The sequence below is a fragment of the Nonomuraea sp. NPDC005730 genome (genome assembly GCF_040630865.1).
Classification (GTDB): domain Bacteria; phylum Actinomycetota; class Actinomycetes; order Streptosporangiales; family Streptosporangiaceae; genus Nonomuraea.
In genome coordinates this window covers 123,752-142,915 of sequence record NZ_JBEXYK010000010.1, presented here as the reverse complement: position 1 = coordinate 142,915, position 19,164 = coordinate 123,752, and the positions used below count along the sequence as shown (strand labels likewise).

The window sequence follows — 19,164 nt, the reverse complement described above, 5'->3', positions numbered from 1 at the left end:
TGCCGTCCGTTAACATGAGCCATACTCGCATAAAGGAGCCGAGATGTTCTTATGGGGTACGGCGACCGCCGCCTACCAGATCGAGGGCGCGGTGGCCGAGGACGGCCGGGGCGCGTCCATCTGGGACACCTTCGCCCACGAGCCCGGCCGGACCAGGGACGGCCACACCGGGGACGTGGCCTGCGACCACTACCACCGCTGGCGCGAGGACGTCGCCCTCATGTCCGGCCTCGGCGTGAACGCCTACCGCTTCTCCGTCGCCTGGCCGCGGGTGCAGCCGCTCGGCGCCGGCGAGGTCAACCCCGCGGGCCTCGACTTCTACGAACGCCTCACCGACGGCCTGCTGGCGGCCGGCATCCAGCCCGTGCCGACGCTCTTCCACTGGGACCTGCCCCAGGCCCTCCAGGACCGGGGCGGCTGGACGGACCGCGACACGGCCGGCCGCTTCGCCGACTACGCCGCGATCGTCGCCGAGCGCCTGGCCGACCGCATCCCGCTGTGGATCACCCTGAACGAGCCGTTCGTCCACATGGCCTTCGGCCACGCCATGGGCATCCACGCCCCCGGCCAGGCCCTGCTGCTCGACGCCCTCCCCGTCGCCCACCACCAGCTCCTCGGCCACGGCCTGGCGGTCGCGGCCCTGCGCGCGGCGGGCGCGCGGCAGGTGGCCATCACCAACAACTGCACGCCGGTCTGGCCCGCGTCGCAGGAGGAGGCGGACGTCAAGGCCGCCGACGCCTACGACGTCCTGCACAACCGGCTGTTCAACGACCCGGTGCTTCTCGGGAAATATCCAGATCTGTCGGCTTACGCCGCCAACCTCGACTTCGTCCACGACGGCGACCTGGAGACCATCTCCGCCCCCCTGGACGCCCTCGGCATCAACTACTACAACCCCACCCGGATCGCCGCCCCGCCCCCCGGCGAGCTGCTCCCGTTCACCGACACCGGCGTCACCGGGTATCCCACCACCGCGTTCGGCTGGCCGGTCGTCCCCGACGGCCTGCGCGAGCTCCTGACCGGCCTCAAGGCCCGGTACGGCAGCGCGCTCCCGCCGATCCACGTCACCGAGAACGGCTGCTCGCAGCCCGACGAGCTCACCCCGCGGGGCACGGTCGAGGACCAGGCCCGCATCGACTACCTGCGGGGCCACATCGACGCCGTCATGGCCGCACGGGCCGAGGGCGTGGACGTGCGCGGCTACTTCGTCTGGTCGCTGCTGGACAACTTCGAGTGGGCCGAGGGCTACCACCAGCGCTTCGGCCTGGTGCACGTGGACTTCGCCACGGGCCGCCGCACCCCCAAGGCGTCCTACGCGTGGTACAGGGAGCGCGTCGCTCAGAACACCGACACGTGAACGTGGTCGTAGTGGTTGGCGGTCACGCCGCCCCGGTCGGACATGGGGTCCCAGCCTCCGCCTGACCGGATGTCGTAGTAGCGCTGCTTCCAGATGATGTACATGACGCCGATCCGCGAGCCGTTCTGGATGAGCCATTCGGCCAGGGCGTCCCCGCGGTCGGCGTCGGCCCCGGAGGCCATGGTGCCGCCGCGGGACATCATGAAGTCGCAGGCCCGGCCCTTGCCGTGCTCGCCGGGGTCGCCGGGGCGCAGGCAGCCCACGCCGTACTTCATCGGGAAGTTCTGCATGATCTCGGCGCGTACCGTGATCATGCGCTGGGTCAGGCCCTCGGCGCCGCCGGGCTGCTGGAAGCCGTACTTGGCGAGCAGGCGCTCGATCTCACGCCGCTTGCCCTGAAGGGTCCTGATCTCCTTCTTCAGCTTGTCGATCTTGTCGTTGGCGTTGAGCTTGGCCTCTTTGGACTTCGCGATGAGCTTCTGGATGCTCTGGACGCGCTCGGTCCGCTCGGTGGCCATGTACGACATGTTCGCGGCCTGCCCGAGCGCGGTGGCCGGGTCGACGTTGAGGCCGAACAGCTGCATGCCGTCGAGGGGGCCGTTGACGTAGGCCTGGCGCGCGATCTCGGCCACGCCGGCCTGGGCCGCGGCCAGGCGCGCCGCCAGGTCGCCGGAGGTGTCGGTGGCGTTCTTGGCCTGGATCCTGATCTCCTCCAGGCTCTGGATCTGGCCGCGGTAGAGGTCGTTGAGCCGGGACGCCTGCTTGGTGAGTCTGCGCAGCTCGTCGATGTTGGGATCGGCCGACGCCGGCCGCGGGGAGGCGAGCCCGAGCAGCCCGGAGAGGACGACGAAGACCGCGGCGAGCCGCCAGATCCTCACACCCGTCCCCTCCTCGCATAGACGGACCGAAACTATAGAAGATGATCTTGATGGCTGTCATCCGAACCGGCCAAGTGACGCACCTTTGGCGAGGTACATAGTCCTTTGTCGGAAATAAGGAAGATCTAAAATATTGGGCCTTGTGGAGGGCTTGATCCCGGTCTGAGATGGCGATCGAACTCGTCTCTGCGAAGGGGCAGATCGTGTCTCGAATCATGACCATCGCCGCGGCCGTGCTTCTCGGCCTGGGCACCTCCCTCGTCCCCCTCACCGCCGAGGCGTCGGTCGATCCGCTGCCGCCCGGCGACCGCATCGACCTCTACCAGGTGGACGGCAAGCCGGGCACCGCCCAGTTCCTGCGGGAGAAGGGCTTCGACGTCGTCCAGCACGAGAACGGCGGCGACAAGGAGCACGTCGAGCTGACCGCCGCCCAGGCCGACCTGGCCGGGCTGGCCAAGCTCGGCCTGCGGCCCGAGCCCGTGCGCAACCCGCAGGGGCAGAGCAACCTCCAGGCCGCCAAGGCCCAGGCGGCCGGCGGCTACACCGTGTGGCGGTCGTACTCCGAGCAGGGCGGCATCGCCGACCAGCTCAGGGCGATCGCGAACGCCAACAGGGACATCGTCAAGCTGCAGTCCATCGGCAAGACGCTCAAGGGCCAGGACATCCTCGCCGCCAAGGTCTCCACCGGAGCCCGGCTGCTGCCCGACGGCCTCAAGCCCGCCACGCTGTACTCGGCCACCCAGCACGCCCGCGAGTGGATCGCCGCCGAGGTGGACATGCGGCTGCTGAAGTACGTGGTCGCCAACAGGTCGGCGCTGCGGGACCTGCTCAACCGGACCGAGCTGTGGTTCGTGCCGGTGGCCAACCCCGACGGCTACGACTTCACCTTCACCGAGGGCAACCGCCTGTGGCGCAAGAACCTGCGCGACAACGACGGCGACGGGAAGATCGCCAACGGCGACGGCGTGGACCCGAACCGCAACTTCCCCACGAACTTCCGTTACGACGAGGAGGGCTCGTCGAGCATCCCGAGCAGCGAGACCTTCCGCGGGACCGGCCCGGCCAGCGAGCCGGAGACCAGGGCCATGGACGGCCTGCTCAACCGGGTCAGGTTCGAGATGAACCTGAACTACCACTCCTTCGGCCCGCTGCTGCTCTACCCGAGCGGGTTCCAGATCGCCACGAAGACCGCCGACAACCCGATCTACGAGGCCCTGACCGGCGACGACGACGCCCCGGCCGTCCCCGGGTTCGACCCCGACCTCGGCGCGGAGCTCTACACCACGAACGGCGACACCAACGACCACGCCCACGCCCGGTACGGCACCCTGTCCTGGACGCCGGAGCTCGACGAGGGCTGCGACGGCTGCGGGTTCGTCTTCCCCGACGACGAGGCGGCGGTGCAGGCGGAGTTCGCGAAGAACCTGCCGTTCGCGCTCGACGTCGCCAGGTCCGCGGCCGACCCGGTCGAGCCGGTCAGCCACCTGGGCAACAGGACGCCCGACTTCGTGCTCGACCCGTTCGAGTTCAGCTACGGCACCGACCAGGCCGTCCAGGTCACCGCCAAGCGGAGGATCGGCCCCGTCCTGCTCAACTACCAGGTCAACGGCGGCCGGACGAGGATCGCACCGACCGGCGAGTGGAAGGGCGGCGAGCGGTACGGCAAGGGCTACGACCGCTACTACCACCGGCTGCGCGGAAGGATCACCGGCACCCGGCCGGGCGACAAGGTCAAGGTCTGGTTCAGCGCGATCGGCAGGAAGAGCGGCGACTTCACCTACACCGTGCAGGACGACATCGGCGGCAAGGTGCTCGTGCTGGCCGCCGAGGACGTCACCGGCCTCAGCCCGGCCCAGGGCGGGACCGAGGCCAAGTACGCCGCCGACTACGTCAAGGCGCTCCAGGACGCCGGATACACGACCGACGTCTACGACGTGGACAAGATGGGCCGCAGGGCTCCGCACCCGCTCGGCGTGCTCAGCCACTACAAGGCGGTGGTCTGGGAGACCGGCGACGACGTCATCCCCCGCTCCCCCGGGCAGGTCGCCGGCACCACGTCGAAGGGCGGCGTGGACACCGAGCTGGCGGTGCGCGACTACCTGAACGAGGGCGGCAAGCTGCTGCACGCCGGCAAGTACCCCTCGTACGCGGCCAACAACAACGGCGCGTACTACTACGAGCCCGACCAACCCGGCCACCCCGAGTGCACGGTCCCCGACGACCCGCCGTGCATCCAGGTGTTCAACGACTTCCAGCAGTACTGGCTGGGCGCCTACGTCTTCTTCGACGACGGGGGCACCGACCAGGCGAGCGGGCAGCCGTTCGCGCTGAAGGGCAACGGCGGCAGATTCGAGGGCTTCGCCGGCACGCTGCAGCCCGGCCACACCAACTCGTTCGTGGCAACCTCGGCCATCCTGCCACCGGCGCAGTTCCCGCTGTTCGCGAGCTCGGCCCAGGTCAAGTGGGTACGCCCGGGCGGCCCCTTCGACCCCCACACCGGCTCCTGGGACGTCTACAGCGGCATCGCCGACGTCTCCTGGAAACGGCTGACCACGACCGTGGACCTGACCGGCAAGAGCTCCGGCGACCTGTCGTTCTGGACCTCCTACGACACCGAGGCCGACTGGGACTTCCTGACGGTCGAGGCGCACACCGCGGGCGCCGACGACTGGACCACCCTCCCCGACGTCAACGGCCACACCTCGCAGAGCACCGGCGAGAGCTGCAAGGCGGAGAACAGCGGCGGCTGGCGGGTGATCCACCCGTTCACCCAGCACTACCAGGGCGCGGCCTGCGAGCCGGCCGGGTCCTCCGGCGCGTGGCACGCCGCCTCGGGCAACTCCGGCGGCTGGCAGCAGTGGAAGGTGGACCTGACCGCGTACGCGGGCAAGCGGGTCGAGCTGTCGATCTCCTACCTCAGCGACTGGTCCACCCAGGGTGCGGGCGTCTTCCTCGACGACGCCAAGGTCACCCTGGACGGCGCGGCGGCCGGTGACACCTCCTTCGAGTCCGACCTCGGGGGCTGGGCCGTCGCCGCACCGCCGGCCGGCTCGGCCCCCTCGATCAACAACTGGTTCCGCACCGACCAGGTCTTCGAGGAGGGCGGCGGCATCGTCACCGCGGACACCGTCTATCTGGGCTTCGGCGTGGAGAGCCTGAGCGACCAGGCCGCGCGTACGGACCTGGTCAAGCGGTCGATGCGGCACCTGCTGGGCGACCCCCGCTAGCGACACCCCGAGGGGCGCGGCACACCGCTGCCGCGCCCCTCTTGCGTGCACGGACAGAACATGGTTCGGTCGCCTTGAGGCGTACGCGCAGCAAGCAAGCATTCGGTCAAGCAGGAGGCTCACGACATGCGCCAGCACGACAAGCTGTTCATCGGGGGCGAATGGGTGACCCCGGCGGGCACCGGGACGATCGACGTCATCTCCCCCCACACCGAGGAGGTCGTGGGCCGCGTCCCCGACGGCACCGCCGAGGACATGGAACGCGCGGTGGCCGCCGCCCGCCAGGCGTTCGACCACGGGCCGTGGCCGCGCATGACGTTCGCCGAGCGGGCCGCCGTGATCGAGCGGCTGGCCGCGATCTACAACGAGCGCCAGGGCGAGATGGCCGCCCTGATCACCGAGGAGATGGGCTCGCCGATCACCTTCTCCAACCTCGCGCAGGCGCCGCAGCCGCTCGGCATGCTGCAGTTCTACGCCGGGCTGGGCAAGGAGTTCGCCCAGGAGGAGGAGCGTCCCGGGCTGTTCGGGCCGATCACCGTGCGGCGCGAGCCGGTCGGCGTCGTCGCGGCCGTCGTCCCGTGGAACGTGCCCCAGTTCGTGACCATGACCAAGGTCGCGCCCGCGTTGCTGGCCGGGTGCACGATCGTGCTCAAGCCCGCGCCCGAGACGCCGCTGGACGCGTACCTGCTGGCCGAGTGGGCGGCCGAGGCCGGGATCCCGGCGGGCGTGCTCAACATCGTGCCCGCCGGGCGCGAGGTGAGCGAGCACCTGATCTCCCACCCCGGCGTCGACAAGGTGGCCTTCACCGGCTCCACCGCCGCCGGCCGCCGCATCGCCTCCATCTGCGGCGAGCAGCTCAAGCGGGTCAGCCTGGAGCTCGGCGGCAAGTCCGCCGCGATCATCCTGGACGACGCCGACCTGCAGGCGAGCATGGGCTTCCTGGCCATGGCCACGCTGATGAACAACGGCCAGGCGTGCGTCGCCCAGACCCGCATCCTGGCCTCGCGCAGCCGGTACGACGAGGTCGTGGACGCCGTGGCCAACATGGTCAACTCCCAGCCCGTCGGCGACCCGGCCGACCCGGCGACCGGCATCGGCCCGCTGGTGGCCAAGCGCCAGCAGGAGCGCGTCGAGGGCTACATCAAGATCGGCATGGACGAGGGCGCCAAGGTGGTCGTCGGCGGCCTCGACCGTCCCCGCGACCGCGGCTGGTACGTCGCCCCCACGGTCTTCGCCAACGTCGGCAACGACATGCGCATCGCCCGCGAGGAGATCTTCGGCCCGGTCCTGGCGGTGATCCCGTACGAGGACGAGGCCGACGCCCTGCGCATCGCCAACGACAGCGACTACGGCCTGGCCGGCACGGTCTGGACGGCCGACACCGAGCGCGGCATGAACGTCGCCCGCCAGGTGCGCACCGGGACCTACGGCGTCAACTGCTTCATGCTGGAGTCGAACGCGCCCTTCGGCGGCTTCAAGGCCAGCGGCATCGGCCGCGAGCTCGGCCCCGAGGGCCTGAACGGCTACCTGGAGTACAAGACGATCGCCCGGCTGGGCTAGCGGCGGGCGAAGAGGGGCCCCGCGCGCCGCGGGGCCCCTCTCGCGGGCCGGGGAAGGCACCCAGCGTGCCCCCGCGACGCTAGGTGCCGGATCCGCCGCCTACAGTCGGCGACTGCCCGGCTACTGAAGTATGTCCCACGGTCACCGCCAAGGCGGTTTCCTTCCCCGAGGACTTTTCTCCCGGCGGATCCTTTCCATCCGTCTTAGATAGACGGGTATTACTCACGAAAGGTTCGAGGAGATCCATTTACCGATACGCCGGATGAGTTCGGGGCTGGCGGCCGACTCCGCGTGCCCGTAGCCCGGCTCGATCCACAGCTCCTTGGGCTCGCGGGCGCCGTCGTAGAGCTGGTGGGCGTGGTCCAGCGGGAAGAAGGCGTCGGCGTCGCCGTGCACGACCAGCAGCGGCGCGGGCGAGACCAGGGCGGCGGCCTCGTGCGGCGGCATCGGGATCGGGTCCCACTGGCCGCTCGCGATCCTGGTGCGCTTGGCCAGCCGGGCGGCGAACCTGCCGAACGGCTGCTCGATGGCCCAGTGGACCTGGCGCATGGGCTTGGTGCCCCGGTAGTACCAGCGCGCCGGGCCGCTGACCGCCGCCACCGCGTCCACGCCCCGGCGCAGCGCCGCGTGCCGGACGGCCACCGCCGCCCCCATGGAGAAGCCCACCACCGCGATCCGGCGGTAGCCGACCACGCGGGCATGCCGTACGGCGGCCTCGACGTCGAGGATCTCCAGGTCGCCCACCGTCGTCTCGCCGCCCGAGCGGCCGTGCCCGCGGAAGTCGAACGCGAGCACGCCGCCGTGGCCGCTGAGCACGTGCGCGATGCGGCGGGCGGTGCGCTCGCGCCAGGATCCGGTGAAGCCGTGCGCCATGACGATCCCGATGTCCCCGGCCGCCGAGGGGGTGTGGGCGGCGTCGATGCGGACACCGTCCTCGGTCCTGAGCATCACCGGGAAATTGGGCGCGAAAGGCATGAATACCAGCTTATTCGTGGTCCGTTTCCAGGCCGTGCTCGGTGGCCCACACCGCGATCTGGGCCCGGGAGGCGAAGCCCAGCTTCTCCATGATGTTGGCGACGTGCCGGGCCACCGTGGCCGGGCTGATCACCAGCTTCAGGGCGATGGCCCGGTTGCTCAGGCCGCCGGTGAGCAGCGCGGCGATCTCCAGCTCCCGGCCGGTCAGCCCGCCCTGCCAACCCCCCGGCGACGGCCCGGACGGCCCCGCGGGAACGGCCTGGCCGGGATCGAGCACGCGCCTGGCGACCTCGTCGGGCGACTGCCGGGCCCCCTTGACCCACAGCAGCGACACCCGGCCCTCGCCGAGCCCGGCCCTGGCCCGCGTGAGCAGCTCCTGGACCGGGCCGGGGACGCCGTACTGGCCGATGGCCTCGCGCAGCGCGGTCGCGGCGGCGGCGGCCAGCACCGCGCCCTCCAGGTCGCCCTGCTCGGCCGCCAGCGCCGACATGGCCGTCAGCGCCCGCACCACGCCCCTGCGCTGGCCGGTGCGGGTGCTCAGCGCCAGGCTCGCGGCCAGGTGCAGCCGGGCGGCCGGATAGTCGTGCATCCGGGCCGCCACCCGGCCCAGCTTGGCCTGGCAGCGGGCCAGCTCGACCCGGTTGCCCATGTCCTCCAGCAGCGGCAGGGCCGAGGTGTGGCAGGTCATGGCGGCCTCCAGGTCGCCCGCCGCCTCGGCCACCGCGCCCAGGTGGGTCAGCGCCCTGGCCAGCGTCCAGTGGTGGCCGGCCTCCCTGGCCAGGGCCAGCGCCTGCTCGCCGCGCCGGCGGGCCTGGCGGAGCTGGCCGCGGAACAGCGCCAGGTTGAGCTGGGCGATGCGGACCGTGGCCAGGTTGAACAGGTCGTCGTGGGCGGTGGCCGCCGCCTCCAGCTCCTCCAGGTAACGCAGCGCCTTCTCGCTCTGGCCGGTGCGGAAGAACACGGCCAGCGCCACGCTGTAGGTGACGCCCAGCCAGTGGGTGTAAGGATGCCTCTTCTGCTCCTCCACCCCCTGCACGACCAGCTCCTCGGCGCGGGCCAGCTCGTCGCAGATCTCCAGCCCGTACGCCAGGCCGCCCTTGGCCACGGCGACCACGTCGGAGGGCACCGGGGACAGGTCGAGGGCGAGCAGCCGCTGGTGCCAGCCGACGGTCTCGCCCAGCTCACCGCGTACGGCCAGGATCGCCAGGGCGGCACGGGCCAGGCGCAGCCCGAGCACCGGGTCGGCCGACTCCACCGCCCGCTCCACCGCCGCCCGGCAGTCGTCCATCAGCGCGCGGCCCCTGACGAAGTGCGGGACGCGGGCGGACCAGGGCATGCGCGGGTCGAGCGTGCCGGCCTGGTAGCAGTGCTCCATCTCCTCGCAGATCACCCGCAGGTGCCGGTCGCGCAGCCGGGTCAGCTCGCCCGCCTCGGCCAGCCGCTCGGCGGCGTACTGCCTGATGGTCTCCAGCAGGCGGTAGCGCCCGTCGTGGTGGAGCACCAGCGACTTGTCCACCAGGCCGTTGAGCAGGTCGAGCAGCTCGGCCCTGGGCACGATGCCGCCGTCGGCGCACACCCGTTCCGCCACGACCAGGTCGAACAGCCCGGCGAACACCGACAGCCGGCGCAGCAGCACGCGCTCCTTGGGCCGCAGCAGGTCGTGGCTCCACTCGACGGTGGCCAGCAGGGTGCGCTGGCGGGCGGGCGCGGTACGGTCGCCCCTGGTCAGCAGGGTGAACCGGTCGCCGATGCGGTCGGCGATGCGGCCCGGGCTCATCAGGCTCGTCCGGGCCGCGGCCAGCTCCAGCGCCAGCGGCAGGCCGTCGAGCGCCCGGCACAGGCGGACGACGTCGTCCATGCTGCCGGTCACCGACCTGGCCCCCGCCGCCAGCGCCCGCTCGACGAACAGCAGCACGGACTCGGCGTCGGGATGGTGGTCGTCGGGCAGTTCCAGCGGCGGCACCCGCCAGACCAGCTCGCCGGGGATGCGCAGCGGCTCGCGGCTGGTGAGCAGGAAACGCAGCTGGGGGCAGTCGGCGATCAGGCCGGCGACCAGCTCGGCGCAGCGGTCGACCAGATGCTCGCAGTTGTCGAGCACGATCAGCGCCCTGGCCTCGCGCAGCCGTACGCGCAGGCCGTCGAGCAGCCGCCCCGGGGCCTCGTCGCGGACGCCGAGCACGCCGGCCATCTCGTTGACGATCAGGGCGGGGTCGGCGAGGCGGGCCAGCTCGACCAGCCAGACGCCGTCGGCGAAGCCCGGCGCGGCCCTGGCCGCCACCCGCAGCGACAGGCGGGTCTTGCCGATGCCGCCGACGCCGCTCAGCGTGACCACGCGTTCGTCGTGGACCAGCGTGCTCAGCTCGGTCAGGTCGCGCCCGCGGCCGACGAAACGGTTGGGCTCTGCGGGCAGGTTGTGCGGAACTGGCGGAGTCATGTCGGTGCCCAGGGTCAGCGGAGGATCACAGGTGCGCTCAGTCTCCACCTCCGGCCGACCGCGTGCGATCACTTTCCGTGGACTGTCCGCGACTGCGCGGATACGGATGCCGCCCGCCCAGCTCGGCCACGCTCATCACGATCCGCACGCGCGACTCCTCGGCCGCCTCCACCGCCTCCGGCACGTCGGAGATCATCACCCGCGCGCCGCTGGCCCGGATGCGCTCGCCCAGCCCGGCACGGTCGAGGTCGGCGGGCACCGGCCAGACGACGCCGCCCGCCGCCATCACCGCGTCCGCCGCCACCAGCAGGTCGGGCCCCACGGGCAGGCAGACGAGCACCGTGTCGCCCGCGCGTACCCCTCTGCGCCGCAACTGGGCGGTCGCGATCGCCGACCGCTCGTCCAGTTGCTTCTCGGTGAGCTCCACGCCCGTCCCGGAGTCCACCATGACGATGTGCTCATCCATGGCGTCCACGGTAGGGAGGGGGTCACGTGCCTACATGGGGCGGAATATGCAGATCCCTATGCAGAAGCGCTGGGGTGCTCGGCGGCCCACACCGCGATCTGCGCGCGCGAGGTGTACCCCAGCTTCTCCATGATGTTGGCGATGTGCCGGGCGACCGTGGCCGGGCTGATCACCAGCTCCTCGGCGATGGCCCGGTTGGACAGGCCGCGGGTGAGCAGGCCGGCGATCTCCAGCTCGCGCACGGTCAGCAGCGAGTGCCTGACCGGCTCGGCCGGCACGGGCGGCGGCGCCGCGGGCCGCTCCCCCGCCAGCACCTGGCGGGCGGCGGCGTCGGGGCTCATCGCCCGGCCGCGCGACCACAGGGAGGCCGTGCGGCCCTCGCCGAGCTTGGCGCGGGCGCGCGAGAGCAGCTCCTCGATCCTGATCGTGGCCGAGTGCTGGCCGATCGACTCGCGCAGCGTGGCCGCGGCGGCGGCGGCCAGCACCGCGCCGTCGAGGTCGCCCTCGTGCTCGGCCAGCACCGACAGGCCGGCCAGGCATCGGGCCACCCCCTGCCGCTGGCCGGTCTGCCGGCTCAGCGCGAGGCTGTCGGCCAGCCGCTCCCTGGCCGCGGCGAACTCGCCCAGCATGGCCGCGACCCGGCCCACCCTGGCCAGGCAGCGCGCCAGCTCCGAGTCGCTGCCCAGCTCGCACAACCACGGGACGGCCAGCTCGTAGCGGGACTTGGCGGTCTCCAGGTCGCCGCGGGCCTCGGCCACCGCGCCGAGCTGGGCGGCCATCCTGGCCATGAGCCAGCGGTGGCCGTGCTCGCGCGCCCGCGCCAGGGCCTCGTCGCCCAGCCGCTGGGCCTCGCGCAGCCGGCCCCTGGTCAGCGCCACCGCCGACAGCCCGGCCAGCCCCGCCGCCTGGTTCCAGGCGTCGCCCGACTCGGTGGCCTCGGCCAGGCCCCGCTCGGCGTGGTGCAGCGCCTCGTCGATGCGGCCCATGCGGAGCAGGACCACGACCACGAGGCTGTGCATGACGCAGCGGGTGAACACGTTCTCCTCGCCCAGGCCCGCCAGGCTCTGCGTGGCCACCTCCAGCGACCGGCTGAGCTCGTCGCGCGCCTCCAGCCCGTAGGCGAGGTACGCCTTGCCCTGCGCGACCTGCCCGTCGGGGACGGGTTCGAGGTCGAGCGAGAGCAGCCGCTCGATCCAGCCGACGATCTCGGTCAGATTGCCGGAGATGGGCAGCAGGGCGGTGCTGGCGGCGCACAGGCGCAGGCCGAGCCGCGCGTTGCCGGACTCGGCGGCCCAGTCGAGGGCGGCCCGCTGGTCGTCGAGCAGCTGCTTGCTGGCCGTCAGGCACTCCAGCCGCTCCGGCCAGGGCACGCCCGGCCGGACCATCTCGGTCGTGAAGTGGCGTTCCTGCAGATCGCACAGCACGGTCAGGTGCCGCTCACGGACGTCCTCGCGCTCGCCGGCCCGGTCCAGCCGCTTCATCGCGTACCGCTTGATCGTCTCCAGCATCCGGTAGCGCCTGCGTTCCTCGTCGCACAGCACGAGGGACTTGTCGACCAGGCCGCCGAGGAGATCGACGATCTCGTCCCGGGCGATGGGCCGCTCGGCGCAGACCTGCTCGGCCAGGTCGAGGTCGAAGTCGCGGGCGAAGACCGACAGCCTGCGCAGCAGCACCTGCTCCTTGGCCGACAGCAGGTCGTAGCTCCAGTCGACGGTGGCCAGCAGCGTGCGCTGCCGCGCCGGGGCCGTACGGCCGCCCGTGGTCAGCAGCGAGAAGCGGTCGTCGAGCCGGTCGGCGATCTGCCCGGGGCTGAGCAGGCTCGTACGGGCCGCCGCCAGCTCCAGGGCCAGCGGCAGCCCGTCGAGCGCCTGGCACAGGCGGACCACGTCGGGCAGGGTGTCGGGGCCGAGCCGGGTGCCGGCGGCGGCGGCCCGGTCCATGAACAGCTGCACCGACTCGGCGTCGGCGTATCCCATCTCGGGCAGGTCGAGCGGCGGCACCCGCCAGATCAGCTCGCTGGCGATGCGCAGCGGCTCGCGGCTGGTGGCCAGGATGCTCAGCCGGGGGCAGCAGGCGATCAGCTCGGCGGCCACCCCGGCGCACCCGTCGACCAGGTGTTCGCAGTTGTCGAGCAGCAGCAGGCAGCGCAGCTCGCGCAGCCGGGCGGTGACGGTGTCGAGCAGCGGGCGCCCGCTCTCCTCGCGCACCCGCAGCACCCTGGCGATCTCCTGGACGATCTGCTCCGGACGGTTGACCCGGGCCAGCTCGACCAGCCACACCCCGCCCGGATAGCCGCCCACCAGCCCGGCGGCCACCCGCAGGGCCAGCCGGGTCTTGCCGATGCCGCCGACGCCGCACAACGTGACCACGCGCGTCTCGCCGAACAACCCGCGCAGGTCGTCGAGGTCGCGTTCGCGGCCCACGAACCGGTTGGGCTCTGCTGGAAGATTGTGCCGGGGGGCCTCTGGCATGTGTTCACCCTGCGTCGCCGAAGGATCACACTCTTGCACAGTGTCGCACTTTTCACAGGCCAAGCGAGCTGACGATCGCCCTTTCGTCCACAACGCGCAGAATGGGGTTTCCCAGCAGCCGCCTGGCGACGTCGTACGGCGCCACGACCATGGTGGCCCTGCGCTCGGCGGCCAGCACCCGGCAGCCGATGACGGTCGGCTCGTTGGCGGCGATCACCACGTGGGCGCCGGACATCAGGGCCAGGTCAAGCACCCGCAGCCCCTTGAGCAGGTCGCCGGCCGCGTTGACGACGACGTCGTCCTTGCCGACCACCAGGCGGGCGGCCAGGTTGCGCAGGTCGGCGGCGAGCTCGTCGTGGTCGAGCACGCGGCCGCCGCCCGGCGCCAGCGCCGCGCCCGCCAGCGGGCCGAACTCCACCGGGCTCGCGTTGAGCAGCCCGGCGAACGGCAGCGCGCCCGGCGAGGGGCGGAAGGCGTAGACCCGGTCCGCGGCGACGCCGCCGGGCGCACGGGGGCCGCGGGTGATCACCATGCGGACCGGACCCGAGCCGTCCAGCACGGCGACGCCGCCCGCCCAGGCCACCGCGTGGACCGCCACCACCAGCGAGGCGCCGAGCGGCAGGTCGATGAGGACGCGGTCGCCGTAGGTCAGCCCGTCGCGCCGCAACCCGCCCGCCGCGCGGGTGACCCGCCTGGCGAACTGCGCGTACGACAGCACCTCGCCGGTCCTGACGTCGCTCACCGCCGGCTGGTCGCCCTTGCTCGGTGCCGAGCCCATAACCAGCTCTGTCCACGTCATGACGACAATGTAGGGACCGCGACGGCTCCTGCCATGCACACAAATGTGCAACCTGCTATGTACGTCCCGTCTCGCGCTCGTACAGCTCGGTGAGGGGGGCGAGCCGGTCGGCGGGCACGTTCAGGCGCAGGCCGGCGCCGGCTCCTCCGCCCAGGACCCGCGGTGCGTCGAGCTCGCCGGCCGCGCCCCCACGCGACGAGCAGCACCGGCCCTTCGTCCTCACGGGTGCTCGTTGCCCCCTGCTCGTGGTCCATGCGGGAGGCCGGGAATCAGACGCGCGGGCCGGGGCGTTCCCCCATACAGCGCCGCAGACGCCTTGTCCCGCTCTTGTCACGAGAGGGGATCAACTAGACTTGGTGGGTCGCGACTTCGCGCGGCCGCCCCCACGACACAGAGCGAGAAGTCATCATGCCTTTGAACAGCCGCGACGACCTGCGGAACATCGCGATCATCGCGCACGTCGACCATGGCAAGACCACACTGGTCGACGCCATGCTCTGGCAGTCCGGGGCCTTCCGCGCGAACCAGGACGTCGACGACCGGGTCATGGACTCCAACGACCTGGAGCGCGAGAAGGGCATCACCATTCTCGCCAAGAACACCGCCGTCCAGCACGGCGGCATGACCCTGAACATCATCGACACCCCCGGCCACGCCGACTTCGGCGGCGAGGTCGAGCGCGGCCTCTCCATGGTCGACGGTGTGGTGCTGCTGGTCGACGCCTCCGAGGGCCCGCTGCCGCAGACCCGGTTCGTGCTGCGCAAGGCCTTCGCCGCCAAGATGCCGGTCATCCTGTGCATCAACAAGGTCGACCGCCCCGACGCCCGCATCAAGGAGGTCGTCGACGAGGTCTACGAGCTCTTCATGGACCTCGACGCCACCGAGGAGCAGATCGACTTCCCGATCGTCTACGCCTCGGCCAAGGCCGGCCGCGCCTCCTTGAACCGTCCCGACGACGGCGGCATGCCCGACTCGGAGGACCTGGAGCCGCTGTTCGACATCATCAAGTCGACGATCCCGGCGCCCACGTACGACCCCAACGCCCCGCTGCAGGCGCACGTCACCAACCTCGACGCCTCCTCCTACCTGGGCCGTATCGCGCTGTGCCGGATCCACCAGGGCATCATGCGCAAGGGCCAGCAGGTCGCCTGGTGCCGTACCGACGGCACGATCCAGAAGGTGAAGATCACCGAGCTGCTGATGACCGAGGCGCTGGAGCGCAAGCCGGCCGAGGAGGCCGGCCCCGGCGACATCATCGCCATCGCGGGCATCCCCGAGATCATGATCGGCGAGACGCTGGCCGACCCGGAGGACCCGCGCCCGCTGCCGCTGATCACGGTCGACGAGCCGGCGATCTCGATGACGATCGGCACCAACACCTCGCCGCTGGTCGGCAAGGTCAAGGGCTCGAAGGTCACCGCCCGCATGGTCAAGGACCGGCTTGAGAAGGAGCTGGTCGGCAACGTGTCGCTGCGCGTGCTGCCCACCGACCGTCCCGACGCCTGGGAGGTGCAGGGCCGCGGTGAGCTGGCGCTGGCCATCCTCGTCGAGCAGATGCGCCGTGAGGGCTACGAGCTGACCGTCGGCAAGCCGCAGGTGGTCACCAAGACCATCGACGGCAAGGTGCACGAGCCGGTCGAGCGCCTGACGGTCGACTGCCCGGAGGAGTACCTCGGCGCGGTCACCCAGCTCCTGGCCGTCCGCAAGGGCCGCATGGAGCACATGACCAACCACGGCACCGGCTGGATCCGCATGGAGTTCGTGGTCCCGGCCCGCGGCCTGATCGGCTTCCGCACCGAGTTCCTGACCGAGACCCGCGGCACCGGCCTGGTCCACCACGTCTTCGACTCCTACGAGCCCTGGTTCGGCGAGCTGCGCACCCGCAACAACGGCTCGCTGGTGGCCGACCGGTCGGGCCCGGTGACCGCGTTCGCCATGCTCAACCTCCAGGAGCGCGGCACGCTGTTCGTCTCGCCGACCACCGAGGTCTACGAGGGCATGATCATCGGTGAGAACTCGCGTTCCGACGACATGGACGTGAACATCACCAAGGAGAAGAAGCTCACGAACATGCGCTCGTCCACGAGCGAGGAGACCGAGAAGGTCATCCCGCCGCGGACGCTCTCGCTGGAGCAGGCGCTGGAGTTCATCCGCGAGGACGAGTGCGTGGAGATCACGCCCGACGCGGTCCGCATCCGCAAGGTCGTGCTCGACGCCGCCACCCGCGGCCGCGCAGCCGCCCGCGCCAAGCGGGTCTGATTCGTTTTCTCCGCACCACGGCCGCGTGTCACTTTTCCCGGTGACACGCGGCTTCCGTGTCAGCGGGGCCTGTCAACGATCGGCCCGAGCACGCGCGATGGAACGTCTCTCCCGTGTCACGGTGTAAAGAAACGTGGTCATGAGACCATCTGTGATAACACCGTGACCCTATGCCATAGAACATTTCGGCATGCCGGAGAATCATCCCAATTGTGGGAAAGCTCCGGATGGCAATTTCATTCGGGCTGGCTCTGGTGTCGTTCGGGGCGATCGTTTGGTGCACCATCGCAGCCAGACCCGTGACCGGGTCCGACAGGCCCAAGAGCACCGTCGTGACCAATCCGTGGGCGGCCGCCGCCGCCCGCGCCGACCCGGCCGCCGGATGGGCCCGTACGGCCGCCACCGAGGTCTCGGTCACCCGGGCCCGCGCCGCCGACCTCGACGCCGTCCCCGAGGGGCGGATCGATCCCCGGCAGCGGCAGGTCAGGATCACCGTCAGGCACCGGCTGGACATGCGTCCCGACGACCCGCTGGCCGAGGCGCTGCGCCAGGGCGGCGGCTTCCCGGGCACGCTGCCGCAGGTGACCGACTCCGGGTTCGGCGCGCTCAAGGTGGACGGCCAGAGCCTGGCGCCCACCACCCGGCTCGCGCCGCTCGTCGTCTCCTCGCCGGGGCACGTCACGGCCGAGTTCACCGTGACACTGCTGCGCCAGGTCAAGGTCGAGGGGCTGTTGCGGCTCGACTTCACCTCGCCGACCGCGCTCCCGCTGATCGTCGTGGTACGCGCGGTCACCGTGCTGCCCGGCGAGTGGACCGTGCTGCGCGTCGAGGGCATCCAGCCGGAACGGCAGGAGCGCGGGCTGCTGCGGTTCTCCGTCGGCGCCTACCCGGTGAGCCTGACGCTGGCCCCCGGGTCCTACGGCTTCCCCGACGTCGCCGAGGAGGACGACTTCTCCTGGGCCACCGCGCTCGGCGTGCTCACGGCGTGCGCGCTGGCGGTGTTCCTGGTGCGCTCGCTCGGCCGTCGGTGGTGGCAGCGGGTGCCCAACAGGGAGCTGGTCGTCGGCCTGGCCATCGCCGCGCCGGCCCTGCTGATCCCGCTGGTCGCCGCGGAGTGGTCGCCGGTCGGGTACGTGATCCTGTTCGTCGCCGTGCCGGTGATGGCCCTGCGGCACGCCGGACGGGTGCTGCCCACCAGCCCGCCGTGGACCGGCCGCGACCTGCTCACGGTGACCGGGATCGGCCTGCTGGTCGGGATCGGCATGCTGAGCTGGTCCTGGCTGCACGGCCAGCTCCCCGGACGCGTGCTGCTGACCGGCGCGGCCGTCGCGGCCCTGGCGGCGGCGGGCGCGGCGGTCGGCTTCAGCGTGGACCTCGGGGTCAGGCCGGTGGTCGTCCGCCTGGCCGCGCTGTGGGCCGAGGCCGCGGTCGGGCTGCTGGCGCTGGCCCTGTGGCTGCGGGCGCTGCTGGACGGCGTGTACCCGCCCGACAGCGTCCGGTTGCTGCTGGCGCTGAGCTGGGCGATGATCCCCGTGGCGGCGGTGACCGTGGCGACCAGGCGGTGGAGCCGGGCCGCGGTGGTGGGCGCGGTCGTGGTGAGCCTGCTCGTGCAGGGCTGGCCCACGGAATGGCTGGACGCGGGGTCGTGGAGCCTGGCCGTGCCCCGCGCGGGCGTCCCGACGATCGGCAGCCTGCCGCTGGACCCGCTGGTCCGCGGGGTGCTCGGGCTGCTGCTGCTCGGGTTCGTGATGCTGGTGCTGCGGTTGTGGCGGCTGGGCTGCCGGGCGGCGGCCGTGCGCGACCCGGCCGCCGAGTCGACGATGGTCGTCGTGCTGATGGTGCTCTACATCACGCCCGGCGGCAGCACCACGCTGGCCGACATCGACGTGCCGCTGCCGCTGCTGGCGATCACCTCGATCGTGGCCTGGCTGACCGCGCGCTGGCTGCTGGCCGGGCCGCCCGCGTCCGTCGTGGAGCCGGACACGCAGGAGGAGCACCGGCAGTTCGTCCGCGCGGCCCTGCACAGACGCCTGCTGCTGCTCGCCGAGCAGGAGCTGTACCGCGCGGGACGGACCAGGCTGGCCGCGGACATGTCGATGGCCGAGTTCGACCAGCGGCGGCAGGCGCTGGAGTCGGCGCTGCGCGAGCACGGCCGCCATCCCGAGACCGCCTTCGCCACGGCGGCCGGCTGCACGCCCTGGCACAACGGCGTGTCGGCCTTCACCGTCAGCCTGCTGCTCAGCCTGCCCTTCGCGCTGGTCTACGGCCGGCCGGAGGGCGCGGACCTGACCAGCTTCCTCTTCGACGGCCGCTACCTGCTCACCCTGCCCGCGTTCGGCTTCCTGTTCGGCTACTTCTACCCGTGCGTCAGGGGCACCCAGCCGATGACCAAGGCGCTGCACCTGGCCGTCGCGGCCCTGCTGACCAGCCTGGCCGGCTACCTGTCGACGCTGGTCGAACCGGACATCGGCCCCCTCGACAAGGCCCAGGTCGTGGCCATCGTGGTGGGGCAGGTGATGATGGTCTGCGTCGGGCTCGGGCTGTTCTGGGAGTGGCGGATCATGCACCTGGCCGGCGAGCCGTGGGCCAGGGTGCGCAACCTGCGCAGCGTGCGCAGCCTGGCCGCGCCGACCCTGGCCCTCGCGCTGGCCGTGGGCACGACGGCGGCCAGCTCGGCGGCCGGGCAGACGGTCGACCGCATCCTGAAGGGGGACCAGGTCACCACGAGCCAGCGGTGA

General features: G+C 71.8%; 12 protein-coding genes. 5 read left to right on the top strand and 7 right to left on the bottom strand.

Features of this window, described 5'->3' with window-relative positions:
* The first annotated feature begins 43 nt into the window (after positions 1 to 43).
* The gene (locus ABZ444_RS15955) at positions 44 to 1,357 is read left to right on the top strand and encodes a GH1 family beta-glucosidase (RefSeq protein ID WP_357996541.1); all 1,314 of its coding nucleotides are present in this window, start codon (positions 44 to 46) and stop codon (positions 1,355 to 1,357) included.
* Here ABZ444_RS15955 and ABZ444_RS15950 read toward each other — a convergent pair.
* A complete protein-coding gene (locus ABZ444_RS15950) occupies positions 1,339 to 2,235 on the bottom strand; it encodes a hypothetical protein (protein WP_357996538.1) in 897 nt (298 codons plus the stop codon). The genes ABZ444_RS15955 and ABZ444_RS15950 overlap by 19 nt on opposite strands.
* Positions 2,236 to 2,438: 203 nt before the next feature.
* Here ABZ444_RS15950 and ABZ444_RS15945 point away from each other — a divergent pair, with 203 nt between their 5' ends.
* Positions 2,439 to 5,462: a M14 family zinc carboxypeptidase gene (locus tag ABZ444_RS15945; RefSeq protein ID WP_357996535.1), complete on the top strand. Its 3,024-nt coding sequence runs from the start codon at positions 2,439 to 2,441 to the stop codon at positions 5,460 to 5,462.
* A gap of 126 nt (positions 5,463 to 5,588) precedes the next feature.
* On the top strand, positions 5,589 to 7,022 hold the full coding sequence (locus tag ABZ444_RS15940) for an aldehyde dehydrogenase (protein ID WP_357972994.1): 1,434 nt from the start codon (positions 5,589 to 5,591) through the stop codon (positions 7,020 to 7,022).
* 222 nt (positions 7,023 to 7,244) lie between these two features.
* Here ABZ444_RS15940 and ABZ444_RS15935 read toward each other — a convergent pair whose 3' ends face one another.
* The 6 genes from ABZ444_RS15935 to ABZ444_RS15910 are packed head-to-tail and all read right to left on the bottom strand — an operon-like array spanning position 7,245 to position 14,390.
* Positions 7,245 to 7,997, bottom strand: a complete 753-nt coding sequence (locus ABZ444_RS15935) for an alpha/beta fold hydrolase (RefSeq protein ID WP_357996531.1) — start codon at positions 7,995 to 7,997, stop codon at positions 7,245 to 7,247.
* Positions 7,998 to 8,007: 10 nt separating this feature from the next.
* The gene (locus tag ABZ444_RS15930) at positions 8,008 to 10,431 is read right to left on the bottom strand and encodes a LuxR C-terminal-related transcriptional regulator (RefSeq protein WP_357996528.1); all 2,424 of its coding nucleotides are present in this window, start codon (positions 10,429 to 10,431) and stop codon (positions 8,008 to 8,010) included.
* Between the two features lie 37 nt (positions 10,432 to 10,468).
* Positions 10,469 to 10,897: an AMP-binding protein gene (locus ABZ444_RS15925; protein ID WP_357996525.1), complete on the bottom strand. Its 429-nt coding sequence runs from the start codon at positions 10,895 to 10,897 to the stop codon at positions 10,469 to 10,471.
* Positions 10,898 to 10,953: 56 nt separating this feature from the next.
* A complete protein-coding gene (locus ABZ444_RS15920) occupies positions 10,954 to 13,368 on the bottom strand; it encodes a LuxR C-terminal-related transcriptional regulator (protein WP_357996522.1) in 2,415 nt (804 codons plus the stop codon).
* Between the two features lie 52 nt (positions 13,369 to 13,420).
* Positions 13,421 to 14,167, bottom strand: coding sequence for an AMP-binding protein (locus tag ABZ444_RS15915; protein WP_357996519.1), 747 nt, complete (start codon positions 14,165 to 14,167; stop codon positions 13,421 to 13,423).
* Between the two features lie 55 nt (positions 14,168 to 14,222).
* Entirely contained in the window at positions 14,223 to 14,390 is a 168-nt protein-coding gene (locus ABZ444_RS15910) for a hypothetical protein (RefSeq protein WP_357996516.1), read from the bottom strand.
* Positions 14,391 to 14,575: 185 nt separating this feature from the next.
* On the opposite strand from ABZ444_RS15910, the gene typA reads away from it, so the two are divergent.
* Positions 14,576 to 16,426 (top strand): translational GTPase TypA, encoded by a 1,851-nt coding sequence (typA, locus tag ABZ444_RS15905; protein WP_357973020.1) that lies wholly within the window; start codon positions 14,576 to 14,578, stop codon positions 16,424 to 16,426.
* A gap of 299 nt (positions 16,427 to 16,725) precedes the next feature.
* On the top strand, positions 16,726 to 19,164 hold the full coding sequence (locus tag ABZ444_RS15900; RefSeq protein ID WP_357996513.1) for a hypothetical protein: 2,439 nt from the start codon (positions 16,726 to 16,728) through the stop codon (positions 19,162 to 19,164).

Coding starts and splice junctions, on each gene's coding strand:
- ABZ444_RS15920 (WP_357996522.1), bottom strand. CDS start 13,368: ATGCCAGAGGCCCCCCGGCACAATCTTCCAGCAGAGCCCAACCGGTTC.
- ABZ444_RS15940 (WP_357972994.1), top strand. CDS start 5,589: ATGCGCCAGCACGACAAGCTGTTCATCGGGGGCGAATGGGTGACCCCG.
- ABZ444_RS15935 (WP_357996531.1), bottom strand. CDS start 7,997: ATGCCTTTCGCGCCCAATTTCCCGGTGATGCTCAGGACCGAGGACGGT.
- ABZ444_RS15915 (WP_357996519.1), bottom strand. CDS start 14,167: ATGACGTGGACAGAGCTGGTTATGGGCTCGGCACCGAGCAAGGGCGAC.
- ABZ444_RS15925 (WP_357996525.1), bottom strand. CDS start 10,897: ATGGATGAGCACATCGTCATGGTGGACTCCGGGACGGGCGTGGAGCTC.
- typA (WP_357973020.1), top strand. CDS start 14,576: ATGCCTTTGAACAGCCGCGACGACCTGCGGAACATCGCGATCATCGCG.
- ABZ444_RS15930 (WP_357996528.1), bottom strand. CDS start 10,431: ATGACTCCGCCAGTTCCGCACAACCTGCCCGCAGAGCCCAACCGTTTC.
- ABZ444_RS15955 (WP_357996541.1), top strand. CDS start 44: ATGTTCTTATGGGGTACGGCGACCGCCGCCTACCAGATCGAGGGCGCG.